Origin of the sequence: Mycobacterium colombiense (assembly GCF_003284975.1) — a bacterium.
GTDB lineage: Bacteria > Actinomycetota > Actinomycetes > Mycobacteriales > Mycobacteriaceae > Mycobacterium > Mycobacterium europaeum_A.
Map to the genome: position 1 here is coordinate 1 of NZ_QMEU01000050.1, position 21,898 is coordinate 21,898.

Sequence of the window (21,898 nt, forward strand, 5' to 3'; positions counted from 1 at the left end):
GGGGCTGCGGGGTTACGCCGAAGTGGGGACGCCGGAGATCGCGACCGCGGGTAAAGGCGCGGCGGCCGGCGGGCTCAGCGGCTTGGGGGCGGCCACCGGGGCGGGCAGGCTGATCTTCGACAGCGGTTCGGACGCCTGCACCGGCGCCGGGGCCGGCGCCGGCTCGGGGACGATGAGGTGCTGCCCCGGGGTGGGCTGCAGGGCCACGGTTCCCGTGTTGCGGATACCGATCGCCAACGCGATCTCGAGCGCCAGCACCGCACTGATGCCGACCACCGCCAGCCCGCTGCCGACCAGCAGGACCGGCCGCCGCTTCGGCTGACTCTCCTCGGGAAGGAAGAGCTTCTCGATGACGACGGTGGGCGAGTCGGCGTCCTCGTCCCCCACCGCGCTGTACGCGAGCTCGTCGTCACCGGGCTCCGCGCCGATCGGGACGTAGAGGTACTCGGGAAGCGAGTACTGGTCCACCGAGCCGGTGCCGGGATCCTGCGCATAGGCCAGGGCGGCGGTCGACGAGGCAAACAGCGGCGCGTTCGCCGACGCCAGCGCGGCCCCGCGGGCCAGCGCGGTCTCCGGTTCCTCGGCCACACTCACGTCGAGGAAGGTCGTCGACTGCAACACCGGCTTCAGCGGCGCGACGTCGATACCCGAGCCGACCAGCAACAGGCCGCCGGGCAGCAGTTCCAGCTTCTCCATCCCGGCGACCATCGCGCTGAGTTGCTCGGCGGCATCGCCGTAGGACTGGGCGTGAATCTGTTGCTTGTAGACGTCGGGGATAGAGCCGTCGGAGGTCTCGACGACCGCCAGCGTCGCGGTGTCGGGCTCCACCAGCAGCACGGCGGTGCGCTCGTAACCCATTGCCCCGCCGACGTTTTGCGCCAGCGCCGCCGCGGCCAAAAACGCCGACACCAGCATGACGTTGTCGATCCGGTGGGCGGTCAGCGCGTCGCGCAGCGCCGCGGCTTCGAGTTGATCCGTCCACGTCACGCCGATCGACGACAGCTCCATGCCGGCATCGACGGCGCCCTCACGGGTGCCCAAAATGGCCGAGATCACTTGGTCGGGCCCGGTCGCGGTGGCCGCGTCGTCAACGTCGGCGACGTCGAACACGTCCTCTTCCACAGTTGCGCCGTCGGCGTATTCGCCTTCCAGGACGACCATCTGGATCGATGAGGGTGCCATCGACACCCCGAGCACGATATCCAATACAAACCCCTCCAAAGGTATTGCACGATGAGCCACGGCCAGGCGGAGGAAAAAACCACGGCTAACTAAGTATCGCGCAGCAGGGGTGCGAAAGCGCCCCTGCGAACCTATGTAGTCCGTATGAAGTTCTGATAGGAGCGCGACGGGGTGGGTCCCCGCTGGCCCTGGTACTTCGAACCAACTTGCGTACTGCCGTAAGGATGTTCGGCCGGGCTGGTCAACCGCAGAATGCACAGCTGACCGATCTTCATGCCCGGCCACAGCGTGATCGGCAGGTTGGCCACGTTGGACAACTCCAGCGTGATGTGACCGCTGAAGCCGGGGTCGATGAACCCGGCCGTCGAGTGCGTCAGCAGGCCGAGGCGGCCCAGCGACGACTTGCCCTCCAGGCGCCCGGCGAGGTCGTCGGGCAGGGTGATGAGTTCCAGCGTCGAGCCCAGCACGAACTCCCCGGGATGCAGGACGAACGGCTCTCCGTCGACGGGTTCGACCAGGGTGGTCAGCTCGTCCTGTTGCTTGGCCGGGTCGATATGGGTGTAGCGGGTGTTGTTGAACACCCGGAACATGCAGTCAAGCCGCACATCGATGCTCGACGGCTGCACCAGGGCGTCGTCCAACGGGTCGATGCCCAACCGCCCGGCGCTGATTTCGGCCCTGAGGTCGCGATCGGAGAGCAGCACGCGACGAGCCTAGCTTCTGCCGGGCGCGTTCAGCGGAGATAGACCTCGCTGCCGTCGGGATATCCGCCCCCGGTGGTCGTGACGTGCACGTGGTCGTAGTGGCCGAGCCGGCTCGGCTGCGCTCCGCCAGGCGTGTAGTAGACGCCGCGCCAGATGGCGTCCTGGATGCCGAAGCGGGTGGCGTTCTGCAGCACGTAGGCGACGACCGCGTTGCCCAGCGCGATGCCCTCCGCCGATTCCGGGTTGGGAATCATGACGTCGAGCGCCAGCCCCAGCGGGTGCCACGGCAACGGATCCGGGCGCACTCCCCCCATCTCGTGGATCTGGGGAAAGTCGGCGGTGATGCTGCGGGCGACCAGGATCGTCCGGACCTGCAGGCCACGTTCCGGGGCGACGTCGGCGGTCAGCAGAGGCGCCCGCGTGTGATAGCGCGAGGCCGCGGCGGGCTCGGCATCACCTACTCCAGTGAGGTGGCGATTGGACGCCACGGTGACGATTTGCGCGCAGCACGGGGCGGGTTCGCTGATAACGGGCTTGGCCTCGACATGCGGCGCAATTGGGGTGACGTCGCCGGACACCGCGAAGAACACAGCCGCGGGGGCGAGCACCGCAGCCAGGGCCACCGACGGTTTACGTCGCTTCCTGGCTAACCTGTGCCGACCCACCCCGAGCACATTACGGCGCAATAACGGATTAATAAACATGCGAATGTGCATTTGTGAAAGGAATAACTCGGGTTCGGCGCGACGGCCGCGGCCCCGGAGTCGATGAGCCGTCCTGACCTCTACGGCTGCCGTCGGGTGCTAGCCTTCCTTGGCGAGAAGTGCCGATGTAGTTCAATGGCAGAACATCAGCTTCCCAAGCTGAATACGCGGGTTCGATTCCCGTCATCGGCTCCACTGTTTTCGCAGGTAATTGTTGCTTTCTATGTTCCGCCGTACGGTGCCAGGGCTGCCTGCTCCCGGTCTGCTCCCGTGTTTTGCGGGGAAGCTACCGCTTGCATGGCCCGAGGTTGTTTGCCGTCCCGTTCGCGCATGCATCATGCTGGGAACATGGGTGAGGAGCAGATAACTTCGGGCGACCCTGAGGACTTCGGCGACGGTCCATACGCGGATCACCCGATGCTGTCTGCTCTTCCGCGCGGGGTACGCCAGCGGATCGCCGACCAGATCAGGCGCGACAGGAGGATCGGAGCGATAAAGACTCTGCGCGACGCCGTAGGTCCCCATCTGGGCCTCAAGGAGGCGAAAGACATCATCGACGGACTAGATGTAGCAGACGGCACGCGGCAGCCAGGAAAACAGGCGATGCCAATGCAGCTGGCGAGCGGAAAGATCGACAAGGGGGGGACAACGCTAACGCTTTACCGCGATGGCACGTTCACCACGACAGGGCTGATTTTTACCAGTGACCCAGACCGCCTCATCGGTTTCTCTTCCGAGATTGATTCGATGCGTCGCAAGTCGATGACGGGGCGCGGTGCCGCTGCGATCGTCACCACGGGACTCACCGGAGCCCCGCTGTCAATGTTCGCCAGTAACAATCGCGGAGTGATCTACGTGACGATCACAGGGGAGTGGTCAGGTTCCAAGACGTACACGACCAAGAACCCCGGAAACAATCTCCTCTCGTCGATCAGGTCGTTACAGGCGGCAGCAGATCACTTGTTATCGTCGGCGTCCGCTCCCGCCACGACGTCGGAAGAGGGCAGCGCTACGGCAACACAGCAAAATAGCGATATCGCAACACAGTTGAAGATGATTGCGGAGTTGCACGCTAGTGGCGCGCTTTCGGATGAGGAGTTCGCAGCCGCGAAGACTCGGCTTCTGTCCTGAGTTTGGTGGTGGTTGCGCCGCATCAACGACGCAGCCTCACAACGTTAGTCGCACCGAGATGTGGCCTGGCCAGCCCTCCCAGGGCCGCCATCTCGTCGGCGTAGTCGTCGGCGAACAGGTGCATGTAAATCGTCTCGGTCGTGCTCGGCTTCGAGTGCCCCATGAACCTGCTCACCTTGTGTGTCGGAATGCCCGCCGCGACGCACAGGCTCGCGTACGAATGCCGCAGGGCGTGGAAGGTCAGCGCGGGCGGGATGACGGCACGTCCGGCGTGCCGATTGGCCCGCAGAACCGCAGGGCGGTACACGGCCTTATAGAACGCGCCGTGCAGCAGCGGCGTTGACCAATCGAGCACCAGCCGCGCTTGCGCTTCAGTAACCGTCAACCGCGCCAGGGCGTGCGCTTGGCGTTCTGCCGCTGTCCGCTCATCCTTGGGCGCTTTGACGCCGGACGGGCGCGGCATGGTCAACGTCATGCTTGGGAACAACGGAGCGCTTGGATCGGCGGCGTTCGGATGCTCGGCCAGGTAGTCACGCAGCAGCGCGGTCGTCTCAGCGGTCAGCGGTACCCGTCTGCGGCTACCCTTCGTCTTCGGCGGCAGTGTCGCCAGCTTCCCGCTGATGACGCGCACGGTGCGTTCAACTCTCAGCGCTCCCAGTGCCGGTGCGTCCGGCATGTCGACGTCACCAATCTGTAGGCCGCATAGCTCTGCTGCCCGCAGACCTGACCACGCCGCCGTATGCATGTAGACGTTGTACGGCCACGGCGTTGCCGCCACGAGCGCGGCCACCTGTGCCGCCGAGAGGAACAGGTTGGGATCATCGACAATGCCGGGGTTGCCGTCCTCTGTCGGCAGCTTGACGTGATCGGCAGGGTTGCCGGGCACCCGGTTGTCGATGACGGCTTGCTCCAAAACCATTCGAACGATCCAATATGCGTGCCGAACGGTGCTCGCTTTCTTGCCCGCGTCGATCATCCTGTTGACCCACTGCTGTACGTCGTCCCGCTTGATTGCATTCAGCGGGTAGCCACCAAACACGGCGTCGATCCCCAACTGCCGCATGTCGCCTCGGCGTTCGGCTTTCGGTGCCAGGGCGTAGCGGTAGCCGTCGAGCGTGCTGGCCTTCAGATCGCTGCGGGTGGCTAGCCAGTCCTTCGCGGCCTCCCGGAAGGTGATCGCACCAGCCTTCGGATCGAACTCGATGCCGCGCTGTATCCGCTCTTCGACTTTCGTCGCGTATGCCTTCGCGGCCTTGCGGGTGGTGAAGCTCTTGCCCGCCTCCGTGCGGTCCGGCAGTTCCCACCGCACGCGATACGTGACCTTGCCGCTGTCCCACACCCGCTTCTGCACCGATGCCATCAGCTTGCCTGCCTTTCATCCTTGTACCGCTTGAGGATTCGCGCGACCGCACCATGCGACCACGCGCCGCCGCGCCGTGTCGGGTAACCCTCGAGGGTCAGCACGTCGGCAATTGCACGGGTGGACTCACCCTGAGCAGCGAGCGCTTTCATCCGCGCCAGGGCGCCTTGCTCAGCCGGGTCAGGCACCAGCCTGCCTGCCGGGTTCGTCTCGCTGCGCTTCTCGGCTCGCCACCCGTACGGGGTAGGCCCTTCGGCATGTCCACCAGCCGCGCGCTTGGCTCGTCTGCCCTCGCGGAGACGCTTCGCGATGAGCATGCGGTCCAGTTCGTGGAACAGGCCGCTCATCTTGCGCATCATCGTGCGCATCGGGTCGTCGGGGTCGTCGCGTGGAACCTCTTGCGCGGGAAGCGACACATACACGCCCGCAGCATCATTCATCCACACCCGCCCGATGATCGCCTCTTGCACAGTGACCTCACGCGCGAGCCGGTCGAGGTCACGCACAATGATTCCGTCCGCAACACCGTTGTCCACCAGTGCAAGCGCCGCGGCTAGTCCCGGTCGCTCAGCGATACTCAGCGCTCCACTCTTGCCTTCATCTGCGCACGTCGCGACGATCCGCGCATCAAGCACTTTCGCTGCCTCCTTGATCGCGGCTCGCTGCACGTCAAGGCCGAAACCGCTCGTGCTCTGCTCGATAGTCGAGCAGCGCAGATAGGCGACGAGCCGTCGCCTGCCCTGTGTCATCTTGCCTCCGAAAACGCTCTGACCTGTGCTGCCGCGTGTCCTGTAGGACGCGCGACACCTTCAGCATACCGCCTCTGAGCTGGGCAAACGTGCCTGCAGCACATGAATGGCGTTGTGCTGCACCAGATCCCAACTCCGGCATGGGCTATCGGTGCGGTAGTAGTTCGTCGCACCAGTACTCACAGGTCGTGCCGTCATCGAAGTCGACCCGCGCCATCTGTCGCCTGCGTCGAGCAATGTGCGCCTGACAATGCCGACGTGTCCGGTGTGCGGGTCGTGCCCGTTCTGCACCTTCACTTGCTGCCCTCGACACAGCAGCGCCGATGACGGGTCAGCTGGGGCGGGTGCGGGTAGCTCTCCGACCCGTCGTTCGGGTGCCTGCTCACAGCCGCCTACTCCGCACTCGCCGGGGCGGGCGGGGCTGCATGCGGGTGGCTCTCGCCTGACCAGCCACGGCCTGCTCCCAGCCGACCAGTTCAGCGCTGGGCCGGCGGGGCGTGTGATGTTCGCCCTGCCACGGCGGAGGGCGGTTGTGGGCATCCGGGGTGGACGGCTCAGAACTGGGTGTAGATGAGTGCTCAGGCTCGGCGTCGACTACCTCAGCGTCAATCGGCGCTGTGTCGGCGGCTAGCAAGGCGGTCGGGGCGCGGGCTTCGCTCTCGGCGCGGCTGATTTTCGCGATGCCGAGCAATTGTGCCCACGGCGCATCGGCGTCCGGCCCGACGGCGACCTTGCTTGTCACGCTGAAGCCCGCCCGGTCGAGTGCCGCGATGATCGCACGCAGGGCGACGGCGTCGTCTGTGTCGCCGTCGAGGGCGAACCGCAATAGCTGCTGCATCAACGCATCTGCGGCTTGCTCAAGGCGACGTTTTGCTGCGGCCTTTACTTGCGGAGCGCTGCCGCCGTGGACCGGGCACACGACTGCACCCCTTGCGGCGGGTCGTCGGCACGGTTGGCCGTCGCTGTGGCGTCGCGCGGTGCATTTCCCATCGAAGGCGGTTTGGCCGCGCATGATCCGTTCTCTGTCGGCGCGTTCAGCAGTAGGCATGTCGTAATCCTGCTTTCGTGTGTTCTGTTGGTGGAAAAACTTTTTCGCGTGTCATTCCCTGTCACCCCTGCCGTCACCCCCGATCATCGCCCCTCTACCTGCGGCTTTCGGGTTCTGTCACCCCCGTCAGCCCCTCAGCCCTCTTTGCGCTCTGCACTTCTCCGTTTCTTCGCCTACTACAACAAAAGTCTCTATCTAGAGGTGACAGGGGTGACACCGCAGCTCAGGCAGTGTTTTTCGAGGGTGACGCAGGGGGTGACACAAGGGTGACACGGGGGTGACGCACTCGAATTCCCTCGTACACATAGGGCCGTTTGTCGTCTATGCGCCGTTGCGTACGACCAAAAACACCAATACCTTTCGACTGCACGACCATCTTGAGCGCGTTGAAGATTGCGTTTTCGTTCCGAAAGTCGGGGTGGTTCTCGTGTCCGTGCTCCCGCGCCCACTGTCGAACCGATGCGAGCACGTCACTCACCTTTGTGAACACGTCGCGGCTGTTGACGCACTCGCACTCATCGTTGACGTACTGGCGCATTGGACTTGCGGTGTCGAGGAATTCCCGTTCGCCCGCCGTGGATTCGAGTATGACGAACTTGTCGTCAGCGGTGAGGCTATCCAGTCCGTCAAGTGCCCAATTCAACATGCCCGGTAGTTCGTCGAGCATCTTGCTTCTGAGGTTGTTATCGGGGTTGTCCTTGATGCTCGCGTCCGGGAGATCGAGGAACATCATGCGGCGCATCACCGCGCCTGCCGGATCATCGAGTAGCAGCATGTCGTTACCGGCGTAGGTGATCCGCGCGGGCACCGGACCGTCCCATTGGCCCTTGTGCTTGCGATTGATCGGTACATCGTCCTCTCCGATCACCTGAAGGATCAGCTCCAGAAGCAATCCGCGGTGTCGTGGAGTCATCTCGCGTACGTCAGAAAATGTTGCGAGTGAGGCGTATTGCAGTCCGTCAAGTCCAAAGTCATAGTCGAGGTCTTTCGGCTTGATCACCTTGACGTTCTGACCAACAAGCTGTTTCAGCAACCACAACAACGTGCCCTTACCGCTGCCCGATGGGCCCTTGATGTTCAGTGCTTTCTGCCTGTTCGTTCTCCCCGACATCAGATACCCCGCCCACTGACTCGCGAGCAACTGCCGGTCATCGCCGGGAAGACTGCTATTGAGATACGCGCGGAAGTTTGGTGTTGGCGCGGCGGGGTCATAGTCGAACGGGAGCGGGTTGATGGAGAACAGGTCAGAGTCCGGCTTGATGAGCTTGCGGTCCCGCACTCGCACGACGCCGTTGCGCACAGCGATCTTCAGTTCGCCGTCGTATTCGCCGTTGATGATGAACGGCGGTATCCGATGCGCGGGCAGTTTGACGATTCCGCGCACGGCGTCGGCTGTTTCACGCAGCTTGTTTAGCGTCGGTTTCCAGTTGAGTGCTTGCGGGTCCTTGCCACTACCAACATATTTCGCGTGCTCTGTTGCCGCCCTAATCGCGTCGCGGATGTCGCGGTCATCTCGACGTTCATAGCCGGACCCGGTGAACTGATACCACTCGTCAGCCCAATTTCTGACCGAGGTATCTCGCTTGGTCATCTCGTTCACGAACCGCAGCGCTGATGCGGGGTAGTTGTCGGGCGGAGGCCAGAACGGGTCCCCAGGGTCGCTGTAGTTGTGCCGAGGGTCACTGCCGCGAAGCCTTAGCACCACAACTTCATTCATTCGTCGCTCGCCATCCACCCCACGCCGTCACGTCGGCTGCCGTCAAGTCGAGCGCCTGCGTGATCGCATGCTCAGCCGCTCGTGCGAACTCGAACGAGTCAAGGTAGTCGCCACGTTCGGCGTAGGCCGCGAGGGCAGCCGCTTCGATGGCATCGCGCGCGGTGCGCCACGGGTAGCACCCCGCCCTGGCCTTGCGCGCCGCGATATACAGCGCGCGTTGGTATGCCGGGTAAGTCGTCCCTGGTGCCGTTGCTAGTCGCACGCGAAGCACGGTCTTGGTCAGATGGCTGGGGTGCTCGTTGTAGGTGTACTCGTCCGCGAACGCGCAAACCTCAGCACTCGTCGCGAGTGCGCCTTGGTGTCGTGGCTTCCGGTAAAGGCCGAATAGCCACGCGTCCGGCAGGGCCGGTAAGTCATCGCGCGGCGGCAGCACACCGGGGGTGATTTCGTCACCGTGCGGGCCATACAGCCGGTAATGCGTGCCGGTGGGGTGCAGACTGCCGGGACCGCCGAGGTAGCGCAGGTGCGGCAAGATCAGGTCAACGTGCCCTTCGCCGCCGTCCGGTGTGCCGAGCTTCCCCGGTCCTGACCAGTCTGTCGGTGTCCGATAGAGCCGGATACCGCCGCCGGTCGCAGGGTCGCGAGCGGTGACGAGGTACGTCTGTGGGAGCGGCCCGAGGCGGTTCTCGTGCTCGGCGAGAGTTCGTACGCCACGCTTGCCGCCGTGAGCATCGACATCGAGGCCAACCACGCCCCGAGGTGTTCGTAGGCCGTAGCCGAGTAGGCCGCGCTCGCGACCTGACGCGAGCCGTTGTGCGATGCCGTGAATCAGCCGCAGCAATTCCGCCCGATCGGCTGTTCGCGCGCCGTACCCGTGATACCCGCCGTACCAAGCTGTCTTGTGCGGCGGCAGGTTAGGTCGGTGCGGGTCAAGACGACCTATGAGCACCGGTGCCCAGCCATTGCCGAGATTCGGCATTGCCCGCGACAGAAGTAGTTCCGTCTCCATACCGTCGAAACACACGTATTCGTTGCCGTCTTCGTCCGTTTCGATGTAGGCCGAATAGGGGCGAGGCGCCTCGTCGGTGTCAGGTTGCGGCAGTAGAATCGCCATCGGTACTCGTCTTTCCAGTCGTTGCCATAATCGCGGGGCGTTTCCCTTTCCTGAGCGCCCCGCGTTCATTTTTCAGACCGCCTGCGGAGTTGCGACCTTCGGTTGGAAGATGCAGGACTCCACAAATTCGATCAAGTCATCACGGCTTGTGTACTTTGTGCGTCCAATTCGTATATGGCCGATTCGACCGTCGCGCATGGCGTCACGAATGGCACGTGCTGCCACATGACCCTCGATTAGACCACCAGAAATTTCTGCCGCGATGACATCTGACTTGTAGGGAATGTCATAAACCTTCATCCGATCGCTCTTTCCTCGACTCAATCCGGTCAGTATTGACGAAACTAACGCTACGACCGAGATGGGCAACACGGCAAGGCATTTCAGGTAGCCCCTTCAGGGCTAAAAAGAGCAGTTTTGACTACTTTTTTCTGTCATTTTTGTACGCGCTTTCCGACGCTAGAGGTGCCGATTGACATCGGTTGAGCGCGCCGGCGTGAGTGACTCCTCAGACGGATGCGCAAGGGTAAGCGCTAGGACGACGTGGGTGCGGAGAGGCCCATGAATCCATTCGGCCCGCCGATAAGTCCCGCGGACCGGAACATACTCGTGTCGGGAAGATGGACCCGCGCCCAGCGCGCCTGGCGCAAACGATCCGCTTGAGCTGCCTTCGCCTACCGATAACGCAACGACCTCGCACCGATGAGTCGTCGACGCCGCGAGTATTTCTGCGGACGGTAACCCTACTCAGGGTCGCTGGCGGTGACGATATGGCACCGTCAGACTATGGAGACCACAGCCTCGCGGACTGAGGCCTCCCGCGCGGCGACGACCTACGTCTTGCATCTCCATCGAACAACCTGTGGGGGTCTGACCTGGAGTTTTCGCCCTTTGTTGTAGACGCCTCGCGAGTAGGAATGGCTGACCCAACGCAGCGCGACTTACACCCCGGTAGTTGTTTGCTGCAATCCAGCGTTCTGCCAATGGGTTTTGAGTAACCTGGGTGCTTAGAGCAGCTGATCTGTGAAGCCAAGCCGCGAAAGGGTCGAATCGGGCCGAGACCGCGAGCTCGCAGACCAAATCGCTGCTGACGCGTTAGCTGGCTGGAGCGTCTTCAGGAGATCGATCGCCCGGGTTACAACTCGACGAAGACGCTCACACCGTTGGATGCATTAGCGCCCGAACGAGCGGAGGTGTTGTGGGTGGGGGGTCCAGGAGGGCCAAGGACTAGCGCTGAAGAACTGGCCTCAGACCTCGCCACGATGTTCTTTGATCAGACTCAAGCGGCGACTGAATCACAGCTGTACGCGGTTAGGCGCTGGCAGGGCCGCGACCGGTTCTACGAGCAAGTGCAATCCGTCATTGCTGGTGGCGCGTTCGACACCGAGGTTGGGACAATCGCCGATGACCTGGCCGCTCTGGCGCGGCCAGTCACGATAGATATTGAAGTTTGGCGAGGTGATAGAAACGTGAAGAAATGGCTGAGTGCTGATTTCCCCGACGTGACTGGGCAGAATTACCGGTCACGCCGCTTCATCTCCACCACCACAAGTATCGAGGTGGTTCGGTCTGAGTTCATCAACGGTTCAATTCCGGCGATATGGCAGATGTCTGTTCGGGCCGGTGTCGACGCAATCTGGATACCTCCTTTAGGCACACCGGAAGACGCTTTGCAGCATGAATTGCTGCTGGCACCCGGTGTGAACATCCGTATCGTCGACGTCGATGCAACGGGTGCCACTGCACGCATCAACGCGGAGGTCAGCAGGTGAGCAGATTCAACGACGAGCTTGATTTGGTGAAAGCCACCGATTACACACCTACGACCGTTCGAGGTCTCCTTAACTTACTTGACCTTGTGGGCGCGTCGCGCGAAGAGCAAGCCAACGGGATACGTAAATGGCTTGCTGACCACGAGATGAACTCCATGCTGGAGTTCAGCCTGCGCCGCCACGGATTCGATCCAGACGAAACTCAGGCCGCAACCGGGAGTATTAAACAGATGCCCGACCTCAATACGCTTGCCGCAGAAGATCCGATTATCCGTAACCTTGCCCGAATTATGCGAGACTCACGTCCGGCCACTCTTGAGCAAGCGGTCGACGAATCGGTGGAGATGGGTATCGACCGGAACCGCGTCGAGATTGCTGCCGGAAAGATTCGAGAACTTGTAAGACAGATTGCCGCCGCACAGACACCGATCAACGTCGTCGCTGGGAACATCGAGTCCTGGTACGCAGGGCCGCGAGCAGAGGACGCTAATTGGGCTGCCTTGGTGGAGAGCCTGCAGGCGGACGGCTGGGACGACAATATGATCCGCGTCCTTGACGAGTCATCGACGAAGGTTGTCGCCAACCTGCCGAACCCAGCTGGCGAAGGAGGTTATCAGTGCCGCGGCTTGGTCCTCGGCTATGTGCAGAGCGGCAAGACAACCAACTTCACCGCTGTTATCGCCAAAGCGGCAGATGCCGGGTACCGCTTCTTCATCGTGCTGTCAGGCGTCCATGATGCGCTTCGACTTCAAACGCAGGAACGCTTGAACGATCAGTTGTGGGAGCCGCACAGCTCAAAGTGGCACCGCCTCACCAACGAACACGATTTCCGTCCCACCGACAACGTCGATGCGCTGCTGACAGCCCAGAACCAACGGGTGCTCACTGTGGTCAAGAAGAATGCTGCGCGTTTGCGCGCGCTGAGGAACTGGTTGTTCGAGGCGCGTCCTGAATTGTTGGCTGACTGCCCGATGCTGGTGATCGACGACGAAGCCGACCAGGCGACGGTAAATACCGCTAAACCGGATCGTCAACCGTCCCGGATCAATTCGCTTATTCGCGACATCGTCAACAAGGTTCCCAAGTCGGCGTACGTGGGGTATACCGCCACTCCCTTCGCCAACGTCCTCATCGACCCTAAAGATTACGAAGACCTCTACCCGCGTGACTTCATTGTCGATCTCCCCCGCCCCGACATCTACGTCGGTCCCGAAGCCATCTTCGGTCGTGAGGAACTCGACTTCGACGACCTTGGCGTCGGCGACGACGGCCACGACTTCGTGAGAAGCGTGCCAGAGAACGAGCTGGATGATCTACGGCCCAAAGGCGCCGCCAAGCGGCACCTCTTTGAGCCTAGGATCACTGACAGCCTCGATTCGGCGCTCCGCTATTTCCTGATGAGCACGGCGGCCCGACGGGTGAGGGGCAGAGGAAACCGTCACGCGACAGCCTTAGTGCACACCTCCCAGCACATCGATGTTCATGAAAGGACTGCCGAGGCGATCCGAGACCACCTGAAAGCACTCAATATTCGGATATCTGAGGGGGACCCACTACTCTTCGCCTCGCTGCAACAACAGTGGCTCGACGAATGTGATCTTGTGCCAGCGGCTGATTTTGAGCTAAATGCAATCTCATGGGAGGAGGTTGCGGCCGAACTTCCAATAGTCGCGAAGGCGGCCGAGGTGATTACGGACAACTCCCGCAGTACAGAACGCTTGAGTTTCGACGACCAGAACCCGCGCGTCATTGTGGCCGTCGGCGGAAACACCTTGTCACGAGGCCTCACCCTCGAGGGTCTGGCCGTGTCCTTCTTCGTACGTACAGCCTCCGCATACGACACGCTTCTGCAGATGGGACGATGGTTTGGCTATCGCAACGGATACGCAGATTTGACGCGCATCTGGATGACAGATGAGATGCGCGCGTGGTTCCACCACCTCGCGACCGTCGAGGAGGAAATCCGCTACGACATCCAACGCTACGAAAACGAGCACGCGACGCCCGAGCAATTCGCTGTACGGATTAGAACCCATCCCAAACTAGCGATCACGGCAGCCGCCAAGATGCAGAATTCCCGCCGCGCAGAAGCCTCCTACTCTGGCCGCCGTTTGCAGACCATTCTCTTCAATCACCGCGACAAGGACTGGCTGACGGAGAACATCGAGGCCGGCCGGTCCCTGATTTCCGCGATGACCGACGCGAACCGCCGCACAAAGGGCGGGATCACGATCCTGAAAGGCATCGATAGCCAGCTGATCATCAAATTCCTTGCCGCATATAGATTCCATGAAAATAGCCGAGATCTTGACGGCGACCTTCTTACTCGATACATCCTGGGCAGACGCGACGAAGGTGAGCTCCACCGGTTCAACGTTGCAGTCATGGGCCGTACATCGAGCTCCGATTATCTGGGTCAGGTTGATCTCGGTCTTGGTTATGAAATCGGCTGCATCAATCGCGCGCGGCTCAAGTCCGTGGGCGGGGCTACATATGCCGACATCAAGACGCTCATGAGTCGCAATGACAGGGTGATTGACCTCAATCTGCCATCCGAGGAGATAGGACCCGACGTCACTGCCGGCCGACTCGCGCAGCTAAGAAATCCTCCAGAACAAGGTGGCCTAGGCGACGGGTCAGGCTTACTCCTCCTCTACCCGGTGTCACGCGATAGCCGACCCATTCGCGGATCGCTCAAGACCCGCGTGCCATTGCAGGCAGACGAGCACGTGCTTGGCGTCGGACTGGTCTTTCCTGAAACCCGTTCAAAATCGGCTCAAGTCGAGTACGTCACGGCTGATATCGCGGCGATGCCGGGCGTCGAAGTGGACTCGCCGGACGACGCGGATGAGCCGGAGGACCAAGACGGCCAGGACGTGGAGGCGGTGTGATCGATGAGGTCAGGATCGCCTACACAGCCCTGCGATCCCAACCACCACCGCCGCAAGGAGAGCTCGCCATCATCCCGCTCAAGTCCGGGGATGGTGCCTTTGTAGCGATCGACGACTCTGACCGGCCACATCTCGTACTGATGGCCAGCACCGAGTCGGTCCCCGCATCGGAGACGGTGGCTCTTGAGATCGCCGCACGAGCACTGGTGATCAACGGTCTAGAGCAGAGGTTCATCGACGTTCAGTGTGTCATCGAAACATTCGATGAGGTTTTCGAGTATTTCGTTGTCGCGGTTTTGGATCGCTTAGCCAATACCGGTGATTCAACGGTGGAAGCTGTCATAGCGGTCCTCGACAAGTGGCGTGACTTTTTGGCCGCCGCTCCCGCTCCGCCCGGTCGCGACCAGCTGGCTGCCGTCTTCGGTGAGTTGCTAGTCGTCTTAGATGTCGTCCGAGCAAGTCGCGATCCGAGCGTCGAGTTCTGGGTGGGTCCATTCGGCAGTCGTCACGACCTCCGTAACGGCCCAGTGGCACTGGAAGTTAAGACCACTCGCGCGCACACGGGTCGGCTAGTGACCGTCCACGGAGAAGACCAACTAGTGCCGCCAGATTCCGGTTACCTCTTTCTCCATCTTGTGCGGCTTGAACAAGTCCCCGGCGGCGGCCGCTCGGTTTCGTCACTTGTCGACGAGTTGCTCACGGCAGGTGTCGCCGCCGAAACCTTATTTGAGGCGGTCGCAGGCGCCGGCGTCCCAGTTAACGCGTTGGCCGCCTCGGCCGAAGTCACCTTCGACGTGAGGGAGCGGTTCACCGTCCCCGTCGATGACCGCACGCCCAAAATTGTGCCCTCCTCGTTCGTCGATGGTCACCGCCCCACCGGCGTGGTCGACCTTCGCTACACAATCGACTTGGACCATTGCTTGAACTCTGCGCTAAACACGGCGGATTACGAGGATGTCATCAAATCGCTAGCAGTACAGGGGGAATGATGACTTTAGAGCGGTTCTCAGAGCCCTACAACGCAACAGGCAGTCTGGCGGCGGTCGGTGTACTCAATCAGCTGGGTCGCCCTGACGTCGAACCTCTCGAGGTGCTCGTTCGTGAAGCGATCCAAAATTGTTGGGACGCAAAGCGCAAAGATGTAGGCGGCATTCAAGTCGAGATCGGTCGGACTGTTGTCGACGCCGGGACAGTCGACTTCATCCGCAGCACGATTCTCGTCGACCCACCGCCCGGGTTAGGCCTCGACGAGGCGCTTGTCGAGGGAATGCAGACATTGTATTTCGCGGATTTCGGCACCCACGGTCTCGGCGGTCCAACGCGCGCTGACCAGGCCGGCGACCCACGAGACTTCGTTGACTTTGTACGCAACATAGGTCAGCCACCTGATAAGGACTTCGGTGGTGGTTCGTTCGGATACGGGAAGGCCGCCTTCTACATTGCGAGCCGCGCGCACACAATCATCCTCGACACGTTGTGTGAGTCGTCGGATGGACGTCTGGAACGACGTCTGATCGGTTGTGCCTTGGGCGACAGCTTTGAAGTCGCCGGTCGGCCCTACACCGGCCGTCACTGGTGGGGCCAGACCGTCGACGGCACACCAGAGCCGGTGACCGGTGAACGCGCGGCTGAGGTTGCCCATGCACTGGGGTTGCCCGATCGGGAGGGGCCCGAGGGGATGGGAACGACAGTTATGGTGGTTGCTTCCGGTTTGAGTGTCGAAGCGAGCGGCGGCACGGATGAAACAATGCAGTTCATAGCAGAGGCGCTGCCGTGGAACTTCTGGCCGAGAATGATCGATTCGCCCAGCGCGGTCAAACGAACCATCCGTTTTCGTGTGCTGGACAACGGCAGTGAGGTACGGATACCTAATCCGCGCACCCATCCTAGGCTGAGGGGTTTCGTCGAAGCGATGGACCGGCATCGGCTGGCGCCCGATGGAGACGATGAGTTGGTCTTGGACCGCGAGATAAAAAGCCTCCGTCCCTTACGAACTCTCGGACGGCTTACAATCCAGAAAGGGCCTGTCGCACCGCCGGAATCCGAAGACCGAGTGATGCCCCAAGGTGCTCGGGCGACAGCGGCCAGCGTCCATCACGTCGCCTTAATGAGAGCGCCAGAGATTGTCGTCAAGTACCTACCGGGGATGGCCGCCGTCAATGGGAAGCTCGGCTATTCCGGAGTTTTCAAGTGCTCGCTCGATATTGACGATGCCTTCAAGGCAGCGGAACCGCCCACGCACGATGACTGGGTGTACCGATTCATACATGACCGTCAACAGCGATCCTTCGTCAAAATTGCGCTCGATCGGGTGCTAACAGTATGCCGGGAAGCCGCTGGCTACGGCTCGTCAATCCGGGGTGTCGACGATGCTGAGGGGATCCCCCTCGGCGAATTCGCGGACTCACTGGCTGCGTTGATGCCGGGCAGCGAGGGGCCAGGCGCGAGGAGGCGAGCCAGCAGCCGAACCGACGCAAAATCACGGCAGCGGCGTCGGAGGCCGGGACACAGCATCGTCGACGAGGCACGGGATGACGTGTGGGTCGACGGTAACGAAACTGGATCCGGAGCACTCGCGGGAATATCGACTGGCGGTGCGCCGGAGCACAAGGGTTCGGATTTCGCCGGCAACTCAGCGCAGGACGCGCGAACCAGGCGCCGACCACCGCAGCTACGACGCGGCGACGACCCCTGCCCCGTCATCCGACCCAACGGCGCGCCAGCGGTCCGTTACCCGTTCGAACTAAGAGCCAACGGAAACCCGGTGCGACTACTTGCTGCAGTCGAAGTTATGACGAACGACGGTGCTCAGGTCGAGTCTGAGGCACCGCTCGGCTATGTGCCGCCCCAAGTGCTCGCCTGGACGGACCCTTCCGGCCGGGAGTACGCCTCTCAGGTTGTGACGGTCGCGCCCGATGTAGCGGACGGGCTCTGGAACGTCGATGTCGAATTTCGAGACGACACAATGGTCCGCTTAGACATCACTACGGAGGTCGCGTGAAGACCCCACCGTCGGCACCGTATCTGCTTCCGCCAGACGACGCGGTGGTGTGCCAAGGGTGGACGACTCACGAGGGCGATCCGCTCGGCGAACGTGTGGAGCACTGGGATCCTTTCACCCAACTTGACCTTTTTCGGGTTATCGAAATCGATATTGACAAGGTCCGTGCCGCGTGCCGGCTACCGACAGATTCCGCGCTCGCGCTCACCTCCACGTGGGTCTCGAATAAGACGCGGCTGGGTGATCACGGGCCTGCCGTCGAGCTGGGGGTGAACGTGGGACTTGTGCGCGCAGTTGTGTCGCTAAGTATTGCCGGATCAGCCTCGGGGGGCCGCGTGGACCTTCGCACGCGCCTGATCTTGCGACACCCCGGTCAACAACCGTTCCCGATCGCGCCGCGGCGGGTCGGCGCGGTGCTGTGGAGCGATGAGTCGCGGGTTGCGTTGGAGGGTGGAGCGGCACGCTTTCCGATCACCGCGGCAGATTTCGGTCAGATCCCTGGCTACCCGGACGGTGCGGCATGGATGTTGGAGTGGGACACCGAGGATCTCGAGACACCAGTGCTAGGCGGGATGCGACTGCTGATCAATACCGCCAACTCGACTATGTTGGAGACTCTCCGCTCCGGCAGCTCGGATCCCCGAACTGGGGTTGTCCGCTCGTTCGTCATCTTCGACGTCAGTAGATCGTTGGTTCGGGGAGCACTCAATAACGAATCTTTCGTCGAGGCTCCCGAGTCCTTCAGTGATGGGTCGATGGGCCGGATGCTTTCGGACCTGCTGACCACATGTTGGCCTGGCGTCCCGGTCCACACATTGCGGACGCGCCTGATCGAAGATCCGTCCCGGCTCGACGCGGAATTGCAGGCCCACTTCGGGGTGTTCAACGAATGATCGTCTTACCGCGACTTGCGCGTGAGCAGGCACTGCAACTGCTGGACGAAATGTTGAGCGCTGACCTGGAGAAGATCTCCGCCGCAATGCCCGATAGCTCATCAAGACTCACCTACACACCGGTCGGCGGGAGAAGGGTTACCGAGGAGGAGCTCCGAGAGGTCCGCGCGGCGGTCGTCGATCTTGCACAACGCCATGGGATGCCCAATGCGCTGAAGGATTCGGCGGTGTTCGAGGGACGCGCCGCACGACTGCTGCACCGAATGCTTCCGATGACTCCGAATGAGGCTGCGCACGAAGAGGTCTGGAGTTTCCTGACATGCTGCTGGCTTCTGGATGTTGCTTTGTGGAGGTTCGGCCGAGAAGCTGACAGACGGCGCTTCATCGGCGATGTCAACCGAAATGCCTTTCGACGGCTTTGGTGGCGCTCAGAAGTGCTTGGTGAAGATGTCGCCTTAGAGCAGCTGGGTGAAGACGAACTCGTTAACATCTTGGAACGCCCGACGATTGCCGCCGATCGACGGTTGGCCCGAGCGATCGCCCGTGAATTCCTTTTTAGGGTTGAACGCGGCGCTGCCGACTCGCGGATGAAGCTGATGCGCGAGGCTATGAAGCGGTTCGTCCGTATGACGCCCTTCACCAGCTTCGCCGCGATGGACGACAAGCAATTGCAATTCATCGTTGAAGACACGTTCGACGCGGCCGCCGCGGCCATCGCGGGGCAGGAAGCAACCACCGCCCGCCACCGCTCATCGGATGCGCATCGCGCGCTGCCTCCTCCGCCTCCGGCGAGTCACGGAGTAGTAGCGATTCAGCGGTTCTCGATCGTGGAGGCACAGCACTCGGATCCCTCAGCGGAAAGCCCTGTCCAAGGCTTTGAAGCCGTGGCTCGCGTGGCCATCGACATCGCTCGACGCACGGGTCAGGTCACCAACGTCGGCCTTCGACAGGTTGTACCTATAACCGGGGAAGAGGCACGAGAAGTCTTGCGGACGTTGGTGGATCGCGGGCATCTCGCCCGTCGAGGCGTCAAACGTGGAACGCATTATGTGATTCCGGAGGACTCACGAGTAGATGACTCGCCGGGACCAACCGTATATCCGCAAGATCTTAGTGGCGAGCACACGAAAAATTCTCAGCCAAACGTCACCCCTGAGGCTTCGTCTGACAGAAACCAGACGGTGCTCCGCCGGCTTCTGAAGCGACAGTCTTGACATGCCCACCAGCGGTCCTTTGCATCCTCTACGAGAGGGCGGTTCGGAGCTCGACGCGACCTTCGAGATCAGCTCGTTGCCAGTTTTCGAAATCGTGTATCACCACAAGGCGGGTGGTCGTGGGAGCCCTCGCTCAGTGAATGCCGACTACCACGAAGGACTCGAGCTACTTCTTTCGAGACTGGCAAAGAAAAAAGCGACGATACTCGGGATCGCCGTTGACTCGAGCGTCGCTCGGGAGCTAGACCCGGAGGATCGAGAGCTACAGCTTGATTTTCCCATCCAACTAGGACCATCACTCGATGTTCATGAACTGCGGCTGATCATTACGCGCGCGCAGAAGCGCATTGCCCGCCGTCCGGATGCCAAGTTGGGCGGCGGCAACGACCAGAAGCGAATCAAGATCACCGTTACGTTTGAGAGTCACAATGTGGACTACAACGCGCTCGTGAACCTCCTTGTGGCTGGGCAGAGCAGGTGACAGGCGGAGAGTGCTGGTGCTGGCGCCGACCTCGATACATCTGCTCAGGTTGTTCCGCTCGGCATGCGGCAAGGTCACTCCTACGGCAGTGCGCGACGCCGAAGGAACGTCATCGAGGCGAAGTGACGGGTGGCGGTAATGCCGTCCCTTGACAGACATGTTCAAAGTCGAAGACCCGCTCCGTTGAACGAGCACGTACGTCGCCAGATGCAGACGATGCCCAGAAAAGACACGGGCGCAGAGTTAGAGCTGAGGCGACAACTCCATCGACTAGGGCTTCGCTTCCAAGTAAACGTGCGCTCCCTGCCGGGCTGTCCAGACATTGTCTTCACTCGTGCAAAGTTGGCAATCTTTGTTGACGGTTGCTTCTGGCACCGATGCCCGGATCATGGCACGTCACCGAAAAACAATCGGGCATGGTGGGCCGCAAAGCTAGACGAGAACGTAGCGAGGGACCGCAGGAAGGATGACCAGTTGCGCGAAATGGGCTGGGCGGCAGTTCACATCTGGGAACACGAAGATGCGGTCACAGCCGCGGCTACGATTCGAACTCTTTGGCAATACAGCACAGGAAGATCGGCGAGTTCCTCACCTTTCGCCGAACCGATCTGAGATCCTGGTGCTGGAGAAGGGAGGTTCAAGTGGCTAGGGGCATGTCTTGCGTGACGCCGTCAGCCGCCCGATTGACGGATTCGCTTCGTGACATCGGCTACGACTTCAGCTCTGCGGTCGCGGATCTAGTTGATAACAGCATCACGGCGGGTGCCACGCAGGTCGACATTGTGGTCGAATTTGATGGTGAGTCATCGCGGGTGTTTATCGCCGATAACGGCTACGGCATGACCGCGAATGGCTTGACTGAGGCCATGCGATTCGGATCTCGGCGCAGCTACGGCTCTGGCGATCTGGGACGCTACGGGCTGGGCCTGAAGACAGCGTCATTGTCGCAGGGCCGGTCCTTCACCGTTGTCACTCGCACTTCGAACTCCAAAAGGCCTATCGTCGCAAGGCAATTAGACCTCGACCTCATCATGGAGTTCGACGAATGGTTGATCATCGATCCTAGCCGTTCCGAGCACATCACGAGGGCACGGCGTCTTCTCGAGGACGGTACTGGGACGGTAGTCATATGGGAGAAGCTAGATCGTGTCGTACCGACCAAAAATTCTTCGGGCGGATGGGCTCGTCGTCGATTCGAGGTCCTTACAACTAGAGTTGCAGAGCATCTGGCGATGGTGTTTCACAAGTACCTTGCTGGTGAGATTGGCTCGGAGGCGGTCAAGATCACGGTGAATGGAGCGAAACTTTCGCCGTGGGATCCGTTCGCTCGTTCAGAGAAATCCACGCGTGAGCTCAGTGAGCAGGTTTTCGAGGTTGAACACGGTGACGCGGTTGGCTGCGTCAAGTTGCGCCGATTCGTTCTGCCGGGTCGTGACCAGTTCAGCACGTTGAGCGAGTTCGACCGGCTGTCCGGCCCTCTCAAGTGGAATCGGCAGCAGGGAATCTATACCTACCGAGCCGGCCGACTCGTGCAGTGGGGCGGGTGGGCAGGGATTCGGGCAATTGACGAGCACACAAAGCTCGCGCGTGCGAGCCTCGAATTCGATACTGACCTTGACGCGGCCTTCAACATCAACGTGGCCAAGATGCGGGTGACTGTCCCTGCGCAGCTGCGCCAGATGATTGAACGGCCAATCAATGAAATGTGCGGGCTTGCAGATGAGGTGTATCGAAAATCCTCGAACGGACGGTCAAAAGGTAAGGGAAGTAAGGACAGCGGGGAATCAGCCGCGCCAAGTGCCGAAGTAGGCTTGGCTTTGAAGGCGGCTGCAGCACAGGTCGGCGAGTACAAAGCATTCAAGCGGATCGCCTCCGCCCTCCGAGAGAACTCGCCAGAGGTCGCCAAGAGTCTCGGTCTTTAACACTCCATTCCCGCT

The 21,898-nt window shown here is 61.4% G+C and carries 19 protein-coding genes and 1 tRNA gene; 11 read left to right on the top strand and 9 right to left on the bottom strand.

Translation table 11 applies throughout. The features are described 5' to 3' along the window. Positions 1-12: 12 nt before the first annotated feature. The 3 genes from DQP58_RS16215 to DQP58_RS16225 form a co-directional block, all read right to left on the bottom strand. Positions 13-1,182: a DUF7159 family protein gene (locus DQP58_RS16215; RefSeq protein WP_240629860.1), complete on the bottom strand. Its 1,170-nt coding sequence runs from the start codon at positions 1,180-1,182 to the stop codon at positions 13-15. Positions 1,183-1,313: 131 nt separating this feature from the next. Next, positions 1,314-1,886 (bottom strand): dCTP deaminase, encoded by a 573-nt coding sequence (dcd, locus tag DQP58_RS16220; RefSeq protein ID WP_112709329.1) that lies wholly within the window; start codon positions 1,884-1,886, stop codon positions 1,314-1,316. A 29-nt stretch (positions 1,887-1,915) separates the two neighbouring features. After that, positions 1,916-2,551 carry a hypothetical protein gene (locus DQP58_RS16225; RefSeq protein ID WP_205869445.1) on the bottom strand — a complete coding sequence of 212 codons (636 nt, stop codon included), beginning with the start codon at positions 2,549-2,551 and terminating at the stop codon, positions 1,916-1,918. Positions 2,552-2,711: 160 nt separating this feature from the next. Between DQP58_RS16225 and DQP58_RS16230 the strand changes: the two genes are divergently transcribed. Together DQP58_RS16230 and DQP58_RS16235 are read left to right on the top strand one after the other, a co-directional pair. Next, positions 2,712-2,785 (top strand) — tRNA-Gly (locus DQP58_RS16230). A 153-nt stretch (positions 2,786-2,938) separates the two neighbouring features. Further along, the gene (locus DQP58_RS16235; RefSeq protein WP_165827890.1) at positions 2,939-3,721 is read left to right on the top strand and encodes an SHOCT domain-containing protein; all 783 of its coding nucleotides are present in this window, start codon (positions 2,939-2,941) and stop codon (positions 3,719-3,721) included. Between the two features lie 22 nt (positions 3,722-3,743). Here the strand turns inward: DQP58_RS16235 and DQP58_RS16240 are convergent, their stop codons facing one another. The 6 genes from DQP58_RS16240 to DQP58_RS26625 all read right to left on the bottom strand — a co-directional run bounded on the left by DQP58_RS16240 (position 3,744) and on the right by DQP58_RS26625 (position 10,009). Further along, a complete protein-coding gene (locus DQP58_RS16240; protein ID WP_112709332.1) occupies positions 3,744-5,081 on the bottom strand; it encodes a tyrosine-type recombinase/integrase in 1,338 nt (445 codons plus the stop codon). Next, a complete protein-coding gene (locus tag DQP58_RS16245) occupies positions 5,081-5,830 on the bottom strand; it encodes a recombinase family protein (RefSeq protein ID WP_112709333.1) in 750 nt (249 codons plus the stop codon). The genes DQP58_RS16240 and DQP58_RS16245 overlap by 1 nt, the downstream gene beginning before the upstream one ends. A 382-nt stretch (positions 5,831-6,212) precedes the next feature. Then, positions 6,213-6,668, bottom strand: a complete 456-nt coding sequence (locus DQP58_RS16250; protein WP_112709334.1) for a hypothetical protein — start codon at positions 6,666-6,668, stop codon at positions 6,213-6,215. A gap of 433 nt (positions 6,669-7,101) precedes the next feature. Further along, entirely contained in the window at positions 7,102-8,469 is a 1,368-nt protein-coding gene (locus DQP58_RS16255; RefSeq protein ID WP_240629866.1) for a DNA primase family protein, read from the bottom strand. Between the two features lie 118 nt (positions 8,470-8,587). Beyond that, positions 8,588-9,709, bottom strand: a complete 1,122-nt coding sequence (locus DQP58_RS16260) for a bifunctional DNA primase/polymerase (RefSeq protein WP_165827892.1) — start codon at positions 9,707-9,709, stop codon at positions 8,588-8,590. A 72-nt stretch (positions 9,710-9,781) separates the two neighbouring features. Beyond that, entirely contained in the window at positions 9,782-10,009 is a 228-nt protein-coding gene (locus DQP58_RS26625; protein ID WP_133259381.1) for a hypothetical protein, read from the bottom strand. A 962-nt stretch (positions 10,010-10,971) separates the two neighbouring features. On the opposite strand from DQP58_RS26625, the gene DQP58_RS16265 reads away from it, so the two are divergent. From DQP58_RS16265 to DQP58_RS16315, 9 genes are all read left to right on the top strand, one after another. Then, entirely contained in the window at positions 10,972-11,481 is a 510-nt protein-coding gene (locus tag DQP58_RS16265; protein WP_112709337.1) for a hypothetical protein, read from the top strand. Further along, positions 11,478-14,372, top strand: coding sequence for a Z1 domain-containing protein (locus DQP58_RS16270; protein ID WP_240629862.1), 2,895 nt, complete (start codon positions 11,478-11,480; stop codon positions 14,370-14,372). The genes DQP58_RS16265 and DQP58_RS16270 overlap by 4 nt, the downstream gene beginning before the upstream one ends. Further along, a complete protein-coding gene (locus tag DQP58_RS16275; RefSeq protein WP_133259382.1) occupies positions 14,369-15,361 on the top strand; it encodes a PD-(D/E)XK motif protein in 993 nt (330 codons plus the stop codon). The genes DQP58_RS16270 and DQP58_RS16275 overlap by 4 nt, the downstream gene beginning before the upstream one ends. Next, the gene (locus DQP58_RS26630; RefSeq protein WP_133259383.1) at positions 15,361-17,373 is read left to right on the top strand and encodes a hypothetical protein; all 2,013 of its coding nucleotides are present in this window, start codon (positions 15,361-15,363) and stop codon (positions 17,371-17,373) included. The genes DQP58_RS16275 and DQP58_RS26630 overlap by 1 nt, the downstream gene beginning before the upstream one ends. Then, positions 17,370-18,266 carry a hypothetical protein gene (locus DQP58_RS27195; RefSeq protein WP_240629864.1) on the top strand — a complete coding sequence of 299 codons (897 nt, stop codon included), beginning with the start codon at positions 17,370-17,372 and terminating at the stop codon, positions 18,264-18,266. Before DQP58_RS26630 ends, DQP58_RS27195 begins: the two co-directional genes overlap by 4 nt. Further along, positions 18,263-19,480 (top strand): DUF6339 family protein, encoded by a 1,218-nt coding sequence (locus DQP58_RS26635; RefSeq protein ID WP_133259384.1) that lies wholly within the window; start codon positions 18,263-18,265, stop codon positions 19,478-19,480. The genes DQP58_RS27195 and DQP58_RS26635 overlap by 4 nt, the downstream gene beginning before the upstream one ends. Before the next feature lies 1 nt (position 19,481). Next, positions 19,482-19,961 (top strand): hypothetical protein, encoded by a 480-nt coding sequence (locus DQP58_RS16305; protein WP_112709343.1) that lies wholly within the window; start codon positions 19,482-19,484, stop codon positions 19,959-19,961. A 138-nt stretch (positions 19,962-20,099) separates the two neighbouring features. Next, positions 20,100-20,573, top strand: a complete 474-nt coding sequence (locus DQP58_RS16310; protein ID WP_112709344.1) for a very short patch repair endonuclease — start codon at positions 20,100-20,102, stop codon at positions 20,571-20,573. 41 nt (positions 20,574-20,614) lie between these two features. Next, positions 20,615-21,883, top strand: a complete 1,269-nt coding sequence (locus tag DQP58_RS16315; protein WP_112709357.1) for an ATP-binding protein — start codon at positions 20,615-20,617, stop codon at positions 21,881-21,883. The last annotated feature ends 15 nt before the right edge of the window (positions 21,884-21,898 follow it).